Origin of the sequence: Rouxiella sp. Mn2063 (genome assembly GCF_049319665.1) — a bacterium.
Taxonomy (GTDB): domain Bacteria; phylum Pseudomonadota; class Gammaproteobacteria; order Enterobacterales; family Enterobacteriaceae; genus JBMOUD01.
The window spans coordinates 38,269-50,880 of sequence record NZ_JBMOUD010000016.1; the positions used below are offsets into that span (position 1 = coordinate 38,269).

A 12,612-nucleotide genomic window follows, 5' to 3' on the forward strand; every position below is an offset into this window, starting at 1 on the left:
TGCGGTTTTTAAAAACGGGAACGTTTATTCAGGCTAGACCGAGCCTGATGCGGTTTTTAAAATCGGAACGTTTATTCAGGCTAGACCGAGCTTTGATACGGTTTTTAAAATCGGAACGGTGCATTTTTCGGTTTTCTAGCGTGCAGAGATCATCTCGGCCTCGCAGCCGAAACCGACCGAAGGGTTCAAGGCGGAACCCTTCGGCATCCCGCGCCTTTTTATGGTGTGATAGCGGATTTCAATTAGGCTATGTTCCAGTTACCACAGCGACAGGCGCAAATTTCATGGCTTCGCCATGCCTTCCTTCGGGTTCGAGCCTGCTTCGCTGTCTCTCCACCACTCGTCAGTGAAATTTTGAGTGCGCCAGTTAGCGTTCGAATCAACGTCAAGATTTAGAAAATGATAGTAACGTGCGTGTTTCGGCTTCTCAAATGCAGTGTTCAATGCGGCATTGCAGCCTAAGCCGCTTCAAGGGGAGAGGCGCTCCCCTTGAAAATCCCGCGCCTTTTTATGGTGTGATATCTCATTCCAATTAAGCTATGTTTCAGGTACTACGGAGACAGGCGCAAATGTCGCTGCTCCGCAGTGCCTTCAGTCGGGATTCGGACTCGCTCAATAAAGCCTTCGCGATTTCTCACCGCTCCTTCAGCGCCATTTCGAGTGCGCCACTCACCTTTTTAACGTCAAAAGATAAGCTGCCTTTGTTTTTCTGTTTGTGTTGTTGCCGTTGATTTAAAAGCTGCTAAGCGCACTCAAAATGCCACCGGTGGAGTGGTGAAAGACAACAGCTTTATCGTTGGCTTGAACCCGGAGGCGGGGAGCCTGAAAGGCTGGCATTTGCGCTATACCGGAAGTTGCTGAAACATGGCCTCCACTGGATTGGATGTTAAAGTTTGAAAAGGCGGGGGATTTTCAAGGGTGGCGCCACCCACCCTTGAAGCGGTTCTGGCTGCAATGCCGCATTGAACACTGCATTTGAGGAACCGAAACATACACCATTCTAACGCTTTTAAATCCCAACGCTGATTCCAGCGTTAATCCCAACGCTGATTCCAGCGTTAACCCCCAACGTTGATTCGAACGCTAATTTTTATAATGTTCATCAATAATTAATATTGGCTTAATGGTACTGCCATTAGCAGAATCTTTACTCGCCTGGTTAATTTCTTCAAGTTTATAAAACTTGACCAACTTATCGAATGGGAATCGTCCCTCTTGATAAAACTTAATTAATTGCGGAATGGATATTTGTGGAATGGCATCTCCCATTAATACACCGATTATTTTCTTACTGCTGACCACTAATTGTCTAAAAGTATTGATATCCATATTTTTAGAGGTCACGGCGACTGGAGCCATTGTGCCACGGGTGCGCATTGAATTTAGTGCGGTTTGCATCACGGCAGATATACCGGTGGTATCGACCGAATAATTAACGCCTAGCCCATCGGTTATCGCCTTAATTTGTTTGGTCGTATCGCCTGTGCTGCTGTCAACAAGATGCGTAGCGCCAAGCTGCTTGGCGATATCCAGACGCGACTGATGAATGTCAACGGCGATAATCGTTGAACAGCCTGATATTTTTGCTGCCATCATTGCGGCCAGCCCAACGGCACCGGTACCAAAGATGGCAATCGATGAACCCACCGTAGGTTTCAGGCCATTAATCACGGTCCCTAAACCGGTTAAAAAGCCGCATCCTAAGGTGCCAACCAGGCGTAAGTCAGCGCTCTTATCTACCACGATAAGGTTGTTTTCTTTGGTTAAAGTATGGGTCGCAAAGGAAGATTGGTAGAAGAAGTTAGAAACCGGCGTGCCGTCTTCCTGATTAAATACGTGGCTACCGTCAGGGCGTGAACCGCTTGAGTTAAGGGCGGGCCAGTCGTTGCAGGCGGCAGGCAAACCGGTGCGGCAATTCGCGCAGTGGCCACAATAAGAATAAGACATCACTACATGGTCACCCACTTTGATATTCTTGACCTCGCTACCAACGAATTCAACAATACCCGCACCTTCGTGCCCTAATACGGCAGGAAAAGGGATCGTCGAATCACCAATTCTTGTGGCCTCATCCGAATGGCAAATTCCTGATGCCACCAATTTAACGCGGACTTCATCTTCGCGTGGCTCAGCTAAACGTAAATTTTCTATCGTATAATCACCATGTATTTTACTGAGTAATGCAGCTTTTATTTTCATGATCGGCCTTTATGATTTTAATAGAGTAGGGGGGGGTGTTATTAACCCTAGTAGATAGCCTTTCTCTTTTTTTAATCAAAAGTGTTGTTTTTGTTTTACGTGTTAAATATGCGAGCTGTGATTTGTTTTTATCAAAATAAAAATATTCAATGAATATCCTTATGCTTTGTTTTTCGCTATTTACCCTATATCTATTTTAAGCCGCTGGTAATAATTACATACTGTTACCGAACGCTTAGCTTATTGCCTATGATGTCTATTTTTTGATTGCACATAAAAATGCTACTCTTGCCCGCGCACAGGTACTGAAGACGCCATAGGCTAAGGCACCGCAGACTGTGTAGAGTGAGCATCTCACGTAATGATAAAAATAAACTAACATCTGGCAGGCAACGATGAGTTTTAGGGTTCATGGGGCGGGGCATAAGACGGAGTGGGTGAATTTGTTGATTGCCATTCCGGTAGGGATCATTGCGGCATTGGTGACGGTCTGTTTTCGTCTGGCAATTTCAGCAATTAACGGCCTGATGTTTACTGATGGGAGTGATATCACCAAAGCCTTTAATGAATACCCATGGATAACATGGCCGCTGGTTACCGCTGCTGGTGGGGTTATTGCGGGTTTAATTTTGCAGCAGGCCCTGCGTTATGAAGCGCGTCACGGGAAAATGCCCGATTATCTTGATGTCATCGATAAGCGCTTACCTGGCATCCCAGTAGTGAGTACCTTATTACGCTCGCTCTCTTCTCTGGCAAGTATCGCCAGCGGGGGATCGATTGGGCGAGAAGGGGCAATGGTACAGTTGGCTGCGATGAGCGGCAGTTTATTTGCGCGCTTTTCTCGTTTTACCTTTCTGCGACAATCTGATGTTATCGCCATGGCCGCAGCCGGTGGGTTAGCTGCGGTTTATCATGCGCCTTTTGCTGGGGCGTTATTCGTCGCTGAGATAGCCTTCGGTGTCACGGCGGTACAGCGTTTAATCCCGCTATTTATTTCGGCCTCGGTAGCGGTACTAACAGTGAGATCTTTTTTCAGTTACGCGCCGCTGTACCTCTATTCTTCGGCAGTATTTAGCCCGTCGCCTTCGGCGATGTTAACGGTGTTAGCCATTGGTGCCGTCACCGGCATGATGGGGCCGCTATTTATTGGTGCTATTGATAAGGTTCGCGTGGCGATGCAGCCGTTACGTCATCCGGCACTGCGCTTAGGTATCGGCGGATTAGCCGTTGGGCTGGTGGCGATGATCTCTCCGCTGGTGTTGGGTAACGGTTATGAAGTCATAGGACTTATCTTTAACAATGGCGATTTACATCACTCCTTATTATTACTGCTGGTGCTGAAAATCGTCGCAACGGCCATTACAGTTGGTTCTGGTGCGGTGGGGGGATTGTTTACGCCTTCATTGTTGATTGGCGCTGCAAGCGGGGCGTTAGTATGCAGCCTGTTACAGGCAATGGGCTTTGATCCCGGCCCGGTTGGGCTTTACGCGGCGATTGGCATGAGTGCGCTGCTGGCAGCAACCAGCCACGCGCCGTTGATGTCGATTATGATGGCGTTTGAAATGACATTGAACAGTTCGTTGCTATTCCCGCTGATGTTGGCAACGGCTATCTCTTATATGGTGGCATCGCGGTTTAAATCCAGCGGTACCTATCCCGTATTAACGCGTTTGAATGCGCGCTTTGCTGCGAAAAATGAATTTGAGCAAGAGACTATCGCCTCGTTGTTGCATCCGTGTTCGAAGATGTATGTCGATGCTTCACTAACCGACGTTGTGACCGAAGGACTCAAGCATCGCAATCGCTTTGTTTATATCGTCGATCGCCAAGAGCGTTTTCTCGGCGGCGTGCCGACCAATGTACTCGCCAGCGGCTTAATCGACGGCAGTATCAAGGCCAGTCAACCTATTGCACAGTTTATTGAAGAGGCATTTACCACGCTCTATCAATATGACAACTATGAGCAGGCATGGGCGATGTTTAGCCAGTCACCGCTCGAGCGTTTGCCGGTATTAGAAAACGCACAAAACCGGCGCTTGGTCGGCGTGATAACCAAGTCAGCGTTACTTAATAAAGCTAAAAGCTTCCTGTGAACCCTGCTTTAAAATCACACTCTCTTCTGTATCTCAAGGCTAAAAATGGGTTTAGCCTTGAGAGGTATCCCTTCTTTCCTCTATATCTGTCTACGATTTGCCACCAATAGCCCGTTTAAATCCCGGCATAAGCTAATAGCAAAAAAATATATATTTCATCTATCTCAATTCATGGTCATTGTGACTAAAACATGACAAACAAAAATGAATTTAATATTGGTGATTTACCTCACACTATTTTTGAAAATACTTTTACTGCTATCTATTTTTTAAAACAAAGTCTGCTTATTAAATGTAAATATATTAACAACCATTAAAAGAATTTTATTTAGGTTAAGGCGTACATAAATTGACATAAAGCGGGCGTTTTTAAGTCAAATTGCACCGATTTGGTGCTACGGCACCGCTCAAGTGCATGAGCTTATCTTAAAAGTGCATATAATCATGTAGTTATAAATTCTTATTTGTTACTTTTTGTTACAATCATTTTCGTGAATTTAACCTTGTAGGCGCAACTTTTCCATTTTAACTTTTTGTGCTTAGTGGTAGTGTTCATGTCGATTTACAAATAGACGCAAATACAAATACTAAGAAACCTTCGGCTTCATATTTAAAATATGGGCAATGGGACACCTTTATCTAAATCTAGGAAAATAAAATAATGATGAAGCGCAGTGCGTTGGCCGTAGCGGTCGCTCTTATTGTTGTGTCCGGTGCAACACAGGCAACAGAGATTTATAATAAAGACGGTAACCAGCTGGATCTTTACGGCCGTGCAAATGGTAAGCATTATTTCAGTAAAGATAAGTCGAACGATGGTGATAAAACTTACGTTCGTTTCGGCTTCAAAGGCCAGACTAAAATTAATGATACTCTGACTGGTTATGGCCAGTGGGAATATCAGGCGCAGGCTAACAATGCTGAAGCTCAAGGTGATGAAGGCAATAAAACCCGTCTGGGCTTTGCCGGTCTGAAATTCGGCCAATGGGGTTCATTCGACTACGGCCGTAACTACGGCGTAGTGTATGACGCAATTGGCTACACCGATATGCTGCCAGAATTTGGTGGCGATACCGCTTATAGCGATAACTTCATGGTAGGTCGTTCAAGCGGCCTGGCAACTTATCGTAATAAAAACTTCTTCGGTCTGGTTGATGGCCTGAACATTGCCTTGCAGTATCAGGGTAAAAATGACTCCGTCACTCCTAAAGCTGACGGCAATAACAACCGTCCTGACTCTAAATCTAACGGAGACGGCTTCGGTGGTTCCTTGGCTTATGAAGATATTGGCGGTACAGGCATTGGTGCTGTTATCGCTGGGTCATCTTCTGACAGAACAAGCCGTCAGAAAGCCTCTGTTTACGGTACAGGTGATAGAGCTAACGCGTGGGCAACTGGCCTGAAGTATGACGCTAACCAGGTTTATCTGGCCGCGATGTTTAACGAAACAACTAATCAGACTGCGTTTAAAGGCAAAGTAAACGGCACGTCGATTGCTGGTTACGCGCATAAAACCCAGGGTGTTGAATTGGTTGCACAGTATCAATTCGAGAATGGCCTGCGTCCATCTATCGCTTATGTCCAATCAAAAGCGAAAGATATTGAAAACGGTGTAGGCGATGTAGATTTGATTAAATACTACGACATCGGCGCAACTTACTACTTCAACAAAAACATGTACACCTATGTTGATTACCAGATCAATGCGTTGAGTGATAACAACAAGCTGGGTCTGAGCAACAAAGATGTGGTTGCAGTATCTCTGACTTACCGCTTCTAAGTTGTACTAACGAGTTATTACCTTTTCTGTGTCGAAAATGTAATGCAAGGCGGGGCTCTCGAGCCCCGCCTTTTTCTTTGCTACTTGGTGATTGCTATATCAAGCGGCCGCTTTGGTATGTGGGAAACAACGCAGCAGTAATTTGCGCATTCTGACCACAAACTGCTCCTGGAATAGCAAACAAACGGCAATGGTTATAGCCATATAAATCAGATATCCCACCACCGAAAGCTGTACGTTGCCAGCGGCGGCAATACAGGCGTTCCAATCTTTAAAGCAGGTCATCGGGGCACCGCGAACCAGCTGTTCTAATGTGCGGAATAGGTTAAAGATCGGCACATGGAAGGCAAAAATAGACAGCGATGCTGCGCCCAGTCGAGGTGACCAGTGCCGTAGCCAGCTGCTGTTCGGATCACGAGCCATGGCGCTGAGATAGACCAGACAAACCTGCGCCGGTAGCAACAAGCCATTGTGCAACATGAAATACCAGTAGCGTGCACCGTGAGTAAACAGGGCGGTGGCAACGCCAAAGCATAGCAAAATACCGACAACCATTAGACCGCGTATCGTGCCGTTGGGGAGCATTCCCGTTTGTTGGTGCTGGCGGAATAGCGCGTAAGCCACAATGCCGGCGAGGAACTCGGGTAGACGCAGCAGCGGGTTACGTTGCAACAAGCCGGTAAACGGCATGCCGTATTGATGCTGCCACACAACATAGATCGGTGGGACGAGGTACACCAGCATAATGATCCCTAGCCATAGCCATTTTCGACGTACCGCCAATAGCTTAGGGGCGAGGAATGGGAATAAAAGATAAAAGAAGAACAGCGTCGATAATGACCACAGTGGCGCGTTGAAAGTCAGGAAATAGGGGTTCCAAGCCTGCAACATAAACATCTGCAAGAACACATTAAATGACAACTGTATATTGGTCATGTAATGGCGGAAAAGCTCAGGATGCGTGCCGCCTAATTCTGAATTGGTATCATAAATCACAAATCGCAGACTGGCCGTTGGGCCTTGCGGGGGAATAGACAGCCAATGCATAAAGGTCACGACCAACATTGACGTCACCAGTGCTACGATATGAATTGGGTACAGATTGCAAAAGCGTTTGGTTAGGAAGCTTCGCCCTGATTCGCGCATGACATTGCCATTAAAATAGACATGGGTCAGCAAGAAACCAGAGAGCACGAAAAATGTACTGGTGGCGAAAAAACCCATACTGGTAAATTCTGCCAGGAAGGGAATAGTAAAACGCTGCGGGTATTGATGCAGTGTGTGGTAAATCATGACATAGCAGCCTAAAAGAAAGCGCAACCACTCAAGCCCAATAAAGCGTTGTTTCGATGCTTTCTGCATCTGTTTTCTCCGAAACATAAATTTTCCGGAGAATTATACCCGTCATTTTAAATTGAATTGTCAGCTAAGCGTCAAGTAAACGTAAAGTAAACACATGATGGTGCGTTGGAAAATTCTTAAGTATCAGTGGTATATAAACGGATCATAAATGAAACTTAAATTTTAAATAAATCCCTTTACTTAGTGCAATACATTAGAAATTTTTGATATATGAGCTTTTAATGTATTGCATAGACGGAGGGTGCTGATATTCATCTGTACCATTCAGGTTTTGACTTGAAATATTATCTTCATTGGCTAAGATCAACGCTGATTCTTAAATTGAATAGAGTATGACAGACGTAACTTCACTCCCTTGGGCGACAATTTCTCGGATTCGCCTTCCCATGCTAAAGATCGGTTTTCGCCTTATCGCGTCGCTCTTACCACTGAATGCGTCAGCGCTGATACTGGATAATTCGCCGCTCATACAGCTTCCGGTGGATGATTCCGCACCCGCGAGCGAGAACAACTCAATATTTAACGCCGGGCCAATGCAGCTATCTGCCCTGCCAATTTCATCTAATACCGACTCCGCCGCTGATAATGACTCAGCGCTGCCCGATTTAGGCAGTTCGTCGAATCATTCCGGGGATAACGTCGCCAAAAAATTCGAAACGCAAATCGCGACGGCGTTAAAAGAGTTTGGCGAAGGGAGCAAAGCCAGTACCAGTGACGATCCGCTCAGGGAACAGGCTGAATCTTTGGCATTGCAGCAGGCTGCGCGATTGATGCAGAAAAAAACTAGCAGCTTACTTTCCCCGCTGGGGACAGCATCGATGAATCTTGATGTTAGCGGCGGCACGCTGGCTGGCAGTTCAGGCCAATTACTGAGTCCGTTATTACAATCGGCAGATAGGCTGACTTATAGCCAGGTAGGACTACAGCACACCAGTGATGCCAATATTGGTAACTTCGGTCTTGGCCAGCGCTGGTCTCGTGGCCATTGGATGCTGGGCTACAACGCGTTTGTTGATAATGATTTTACTCATGATCAGAGTCGTGGCAGCTTAGGCGCAGAAGCCTGGACTGATTATCTGCATTTTTCAGCCAATTATTATCATCCGTTTTCTTCTTTTAAAGCCAAATATGCGGACTCTACGCTGATGCGTCGGCAGGCTGCCGGCTATGACATCACGACCAAAGGCTATTTGCCATTCTATCGCCAGCTTGGCGCGAGTATTAGCTTCGAGCAATATCAGGGGAATCAAGTCGATTTATTAGGCAACGGCGTTTATCAAAACAATCCGTCGGCGATGTCTTTAGGCGTAAATTACACGCCGGTGCCGCTGGTGACCTTTAAGGCAGAACATAAGCAAGGGCAGGCGGGAGATAATCAGGATGTGGTCAACATGACGCTCAATTACCGTCTTGGTGTACCTCTCGCCCAACAGCTTTCTCCTGACTATGTAGCACAGGCGCATTCATTGCGCGGCAGTCGTTTAGATACTGTCGAGCGTAACAATCTGCCGGTATTAGAATACCGCCAGCGAAAAACGTTGTCGGTATTTTTAGCCACGCCGCCGTGGGTACTACAAGCGGGGGATAACTTGCCGCTCAAACTCGATGTACGTGCCGTAAATAGCATCAGCGCATTGAGCTGGCAGGGCGATACGCAAGCATTGAGTCTGACGCCACCGCACAATAATCGTGACGTCAACGGTTGGAGTGTGATTATGCCCGCGTGGGATGACACACCGGGAGCAAGCAATACTTATCGCTTATCTGTCACGGTAGTGGATAACAAACACCAACAGGTGACATCGAATTGGATCACCCTGAGCGTGGCACAACCTTTATCCGCGAGTATTTCTTCCGAGGCATTTAGCCTGGCACCGGCGACGCAGTAAATATTCTATAACGCTGCGTAAAGCCGGTGGGTGCCGACGGTTAAGATTACAGGCTGTGGATGTCGATACCATCGCCGATATTACTGTTTTGATAGTAGCTGTGCGGCACTTCAACCTGATATTTGTTTGTGCCGTGCGCGACTTCAAGAATATAGCGCTCGTGATCATAAGAGTGGATCGGCATAAAGCCAAAAAAACCTTCCGCCGCGCTTATGCTACGTGAAGACGGGATAGCGTAACGGTGCACGATCATTGCTCTGAGCGGCGGGTTCTTACTTGATAGTGTATTCCAGGTTTGAATAATTGGCTGATTCACGGCTTGAGTGAGCGAGCGAAGAGCAGTGGTGGCCAGCGAGTGTAAATGCGCCACACCGGCTTTAAACGTCGCCACTGAATTCCAGGATGAAGCGTTATCGGGGGTATATTTTGACATAATCGATACCTCGTTGGTCTATGTCACCCGATTACACACGTTTTCCTTATCGATAATCCAATCACTTATTGCACTAAGTTAAGCCAAAATAGCTATTTAGGTTTATCTCAGCGATTTACTCCAGAAAATATCGCTAATTAAACACTTATTCCACCGTCGTTCGGCGGCGTTTTTTTGCTAACTCCAGCGGACAAGTGCTGCAAATTTCATGATCGGCCAGTTCATAACGTAGACAACACTGACGACGATAACGAATGCTATTAGGATCGCTTGGATTTTCAGCACGTACAGGGTCAATCAGCGGATTTTTGCTGCCATCACTCAGGAGACGGGCGTTTAATAAGGCCCGGCCATCGCGGATATCAGCATTAACCAGCAGGGCTTGTTCAATTCCCCAGGCAATACGGACGCCAGCATTACTCCAATATATACCTGGTTTTAGGCCCGAAACCTCGGCCATTGACTGGCATACTGCGCGTAAATGCTGCTCGATCATCACATCAAAACGTGCCAAGGGTAGCCCCGCAAGATAAGGCTCGCCGGGACCATCGAAATAGATTTGCTCTGGCAGGCCGTTTTCTTGCAGCGTCAAAAATATCCGCTCTGCCGCGATAGGCAACTGCCAATTATGGCTCAATGAAACAATCACCCAACTTGGCAGCAGCATGGCAAAGTACCACTGTGACCACATTGAGACTCGCGCTCGTAGTTGCACTGGGTCGGCGTCTGGGCCTAAATGCACATCTAAATAGCGCTGTAGTACGCGGGCACAGCCTTCTGGCGTCGTTAATTGCTGCATTGACCATGCATTCTCAACCTCAGGTGTTAAAGGTTTTAGCCTCTCAGCAACCCAGTTAAGTGGCCCTGAGCTGAGATCATCGATGATTGTTTGCATCATGCTGAATCTAACCAAGCGAGGAAAATAATGAATAGTATTATCGCAGGATAACTAAACATGACTACAAATGGTAATCATTTCTATTTGTATTTAACGTGATGAGTGAAGGTTGAAAAATGAGCAGGAATAGACGCAGGGTTAATACTAATGGCGTTCAGGGGGTCTCCTTATAAAAGCTGTTGATTATTTGTGGCAAATTATCTGCTCTGGGATAGGGTTATGCGATCGCAGTCAAAATTTGGCCGATAGGCGGCTTGGGTTATCCCGCATCGTAACGTAGGCTAATTTATTATTACTTCATTCATTATCTTATTTTCGCCTAAATTTTTTATCAGTAATTTGGACGTGGATTTATTATTAAGCATTAAATGCAATTTAAAATAATTTTATTGTTATTTTAAGATTTTTAATTGATCGATATTCATAGGGCAGGGTGTGCTAAGTACGGTTGATTTTCTACTATTAATTATCGGGATTAATCAGGAGATAAAATGGATAGCGATATAAAAGAGGTTGAAATTGTTATTCTCGGTGCGGGTTTGGGTGGTTTAGGGATGGCGGCACAATTAAAACGACAGAATAGTGATGATTTTATTATTATCGATAAATGTCCTGATATTGGCGGCGTTTGGCTAAATAATACCTATCCTGGCGCGGCGTGCGACACGGAATCTCATCTTTATTGCTACAGCTACCATCTTCATCTACGTGTTAGCGCGCTTTACGCCGGGCGTGATGAATTATTAGGTTATATTAACTCGTTAGCCGATCGCTTCGATTTGCGTCGGCATTTACAGTTAAATACTGAGATTCTATCCGCGAAATGGTCGAATAATAAAAAACGTTGGTTATTGACGTTATCAAATGGCGAGGTAATGACATCACGTTTCTTTATTGCCTCTTGGGGACAATTAAATACGCCCTATATTCCGACTATTCCTGGTTTCGAGCAGTTTGCTGGTAAAAGTTTTCACTCTGCGCGCTGGCGACACGATATTAATTTAAAGGACAAGCGTGTTGCCAGTATCGGCAGTGCAGCCAGTGCGGTGCAGTACGTACCAGAAATCGCACCTAAGGTGGCGCATTTAACGGTATACCAACGTTCTGCTAATTGGATTGTGCCGCGTAATCAAGAAATCTTTACCTCAGCCCAGCTTGATGAATTTTCCAAAGACCCCGTCGCGTTTGAGAAAAACCGCCAGCAAATACACTTAATGCGTGAAGTCGGTGCGCTACGGGTCCGTCACGGAACGGTGGAACAGGCGGAGGGTATTGCGGTAGCCAGACAGCATCTGGCCGATCAAGTGAGCGATAAAGCGCTACGAGAGAAGCTGGTACCGGATTATGAGCTAGGCTGTAAACGCATACTGCGTTCCGATGATTATTATCCGGCTTTGATGCGCGATAACGTTTTGCTGCAAACCGAAAAAATCAGCCATTTTGATAAACAAGGTATTGTGACGGCTGACGGCAAGTTAGAGAAGTTTGATGTCGTGATTTTTGGTACCGGTTTTCAGAGCCAGTCATTCCAAGGGGATATGCAAATTATCGGCACAGCAGGGAGCTTGCAGCAAAAATGGGCGGAGGGCGCGGAAGCTTATCTTGGGATCACCGTTCCAGATTTCCCCAACATGTTCCTAATTTATGGGCCTAATACTAACCTCAACCACAGCTCAATTATTAGCATGATGGAAATTCAGCAAAATTATATTCTCAATGCTATCAGCCATCTCCGCCAACACGTCGAACAAGCAATAGCGCCAAAAAACCAGCTTTTTATAGCCTACAATGATGATGTCCAAAAGGCGATGCAAGCATCGGCTTTTTCCTCGAACTGTTCTAGCTGGTACAAAAATGCCGCTGGGAAAGTGATCAACAATTGGCCAGGTTCAGTGGAGGAATACAAGCAGGTTGCACAGTGGCGGGCGGACGATTTTATCTGGGACAGGACGTAACGA

At 46.2% G+C, this 12,612-nt stretch carries 8 protein-coding genes; 4 read left to right on the plus strand and 4 right to left on the minus strand.

Translation table 11 applies throughout. The annotated features are described in order from the left end of the window. Positions 1 to 1,083: 1,083 nt before the first annotated feature. Positions 1,084 to 2,199 carry an NAD(P)-dependent alcohol dehydrogenase gene (locus ACL9RG_RS19045; RefSeq protein ID WP_422794214.1) on the minus strand — a complete coding sequence of 372 codons (1,116 nt, stop codon included), beginning with the start codon at positions 2,197 to 2,199 and terminating at the stop codon, positions 1,084 to 1,086. A 395-nt stretch (positions 2,200 to 2,594) separates the two neighbouring features. Here ACL9RG_RS19045 and ACL9RG_RS19050 point away from each other — a divergent pair, with 395 nt between their 5' ends. Together ACL9RG_RS19050 and ACL9RG_RS19055 are read left to right on the plus strand one after the other, a co-directional pair. Further along, positions 2,595 to 4,292 carry a chloride channel protein gene (locus ACL9RG_RS19050; RefSeq protein WP_422794215.1) on the plus strand — a complete coding sequence of 566 codons (1,698 nt, stop codon included), beginning with the start codon at positions 2,595 to 2,597 and terminating at the stop codon, positions 4,290 to 4,292. Between the two features lie 661 nt (positions 4,293 to 4,953). Continuing rightward, positions 4,954 to 6,072 (plus strand): porin, encoded by a 1,119-nt coding sequence (locus ACL9RG_RS19055; RefSeq protein WP_422794216.1) that lies wholly within the window; start codon positions 4,954 to 4,956, stop codon positions 6,070 to 6,072. 99 nt (positions 6,073 to 6,171) lie between these two features. Here the strand turns inward: ACL9RG_RS19055 and ACL9RG_RS19060 are convergent, their stop codons facing one another. Next, a complete protein-coding gene (locus ACL9RG_RS19060; protein WP_422794217.1) occupies positions 6,172 to 7,434 on the minus strand; it encodes an acyltransferase family protein in 1,263 nt (420 codons plus the stop codon). Between the two features lie 386 nt (positions 7,435 to 7,820). Between ACL9RG_RS19060 and ACL9RG_RS19065 the strand changes: the two genes are divergently transcribed. Then, on the plus strand, positions 7,821 to 9,323 hold the full coding sequence (locus ACL9RG_RS19065; protein ID WP_422794218.1) for a YchO/YchP family invasin: 1,503 nt from the start codon (positions 7,821 to 7,823) through the stop codon (positions 9,321 to 9,323). A gap of 46 nt (positions 9,324 to 9,369) precedes the next feature. On the opposite strand, the gene ACL9RG_RS19070 is transcribed toward ACL9RG_RS19065, so the two are convergent. After that, entirely contained in the window at positions 9,370 to 9,756 is a 387-nt protein-coding gene (locus ACL9RG_RS19070) for a hypothetical protein (RefSeq protein WP_422794219.1), read from the minus strand. A gap of 145 nt (positions 9,757 to 9,901) precedes the next feature. Further along, positions 9,902 to 10,654 (minus strand): siderophore-iron reductase FhuF, encoded by a 753-nt coding sequence (gene fhuF, locus ACL9RG_RS19075; RefSeq protein WP_422794220.1) that lies wholly within the window; start codon positions 10,652 to 10,654, stop codon positions 9,902 to 9,904. 491 nt (positions 10,655 to 11,145) lie between these two features. Here fhuF and ACL9RG_RS19080 point away from each other — a divergent pair, with 491 nt between their 5' ends. Beyond that, positions 11,146 to 12,609 carry a flavin-containing monooxygenase gene (locus tag ACL9RG_RS19080; RefSeq protein WP_422794221.1) on the plus strand — a complete coding sequence of 488 codons (1,464 nt, stop codon included), beginning with the start codon at positions 11,146 to 11,148 and terminating at the stop codon, positions 12,607 to 12,609. The last annotated feature ends 3 nt before the right edge of the window (positions 12,610 to 12,612 follow it).

What these genes read in the sequence shown, in the direction of transcription:
- ACL9RG_RS19045 (WP_422794214.1), bottom strand. Translation starts at nt 2,199, where the DNA reads ATGAAAATAAAAGCTGCATTACTCAGTAAAATACATGGTGATTATACG.
- ACL9RG_RS19050 (WP_422794215.1), top strand. Translation starts at nt 2,595, where the DNA reads ATGAGTTTTAGGGTTCATGGGGCGGGGCATAAGACGGAGTGGGTGAAT.
- ACL9RG_RS19055 (WP_422794216.1), top strand. Translation starts at nt 4,954, where the DNA reads ATGATGAAGCGCAGTGCGTTGGCCGTAGCGGTCGCTCTTATTGTTGTG.
- ACL9RG_RS19060 (WP_422794217.1), bottom strand. Translation starts at nt 7,434, where the DNA reads ATGCAGAAAGCATCGAAACAACGCTTTATTGGGCTTGAGTGGTTGCGC.
- ACL9RG_RS19065 (WP_422794218.1), top strand. Translation starts at nt 7,821, where the DNA reads ATGCTAAAGATCGGTTTTCGCCTTATCGCGTCGCTCTTACCACTGAAT.
- ACL9RG_RS19070 (WP_422794219.1), bottom strand. Translation starts at nt 9,756, where the DNA reads ATGTCAAAATATACCCCCGATAACGCTTCATCCTGGAATTCAGTGGCG.
- fhuF (WP_422794220.1), bottom strand. Translation starts at nt 10,654, where the DNA reads ATGATGCAAACAATCATCGATGATCTCAGCTCAGGGCCACTTAACTGG.
- ACL9RG_RS19080 (WP_422794221.1), top strand. Translation starts at nt 11,146, where the DNA reads ATGGATAGCGATATAAAAGAGGTTGAAATTGTTATTCTCGGTGCGGGT.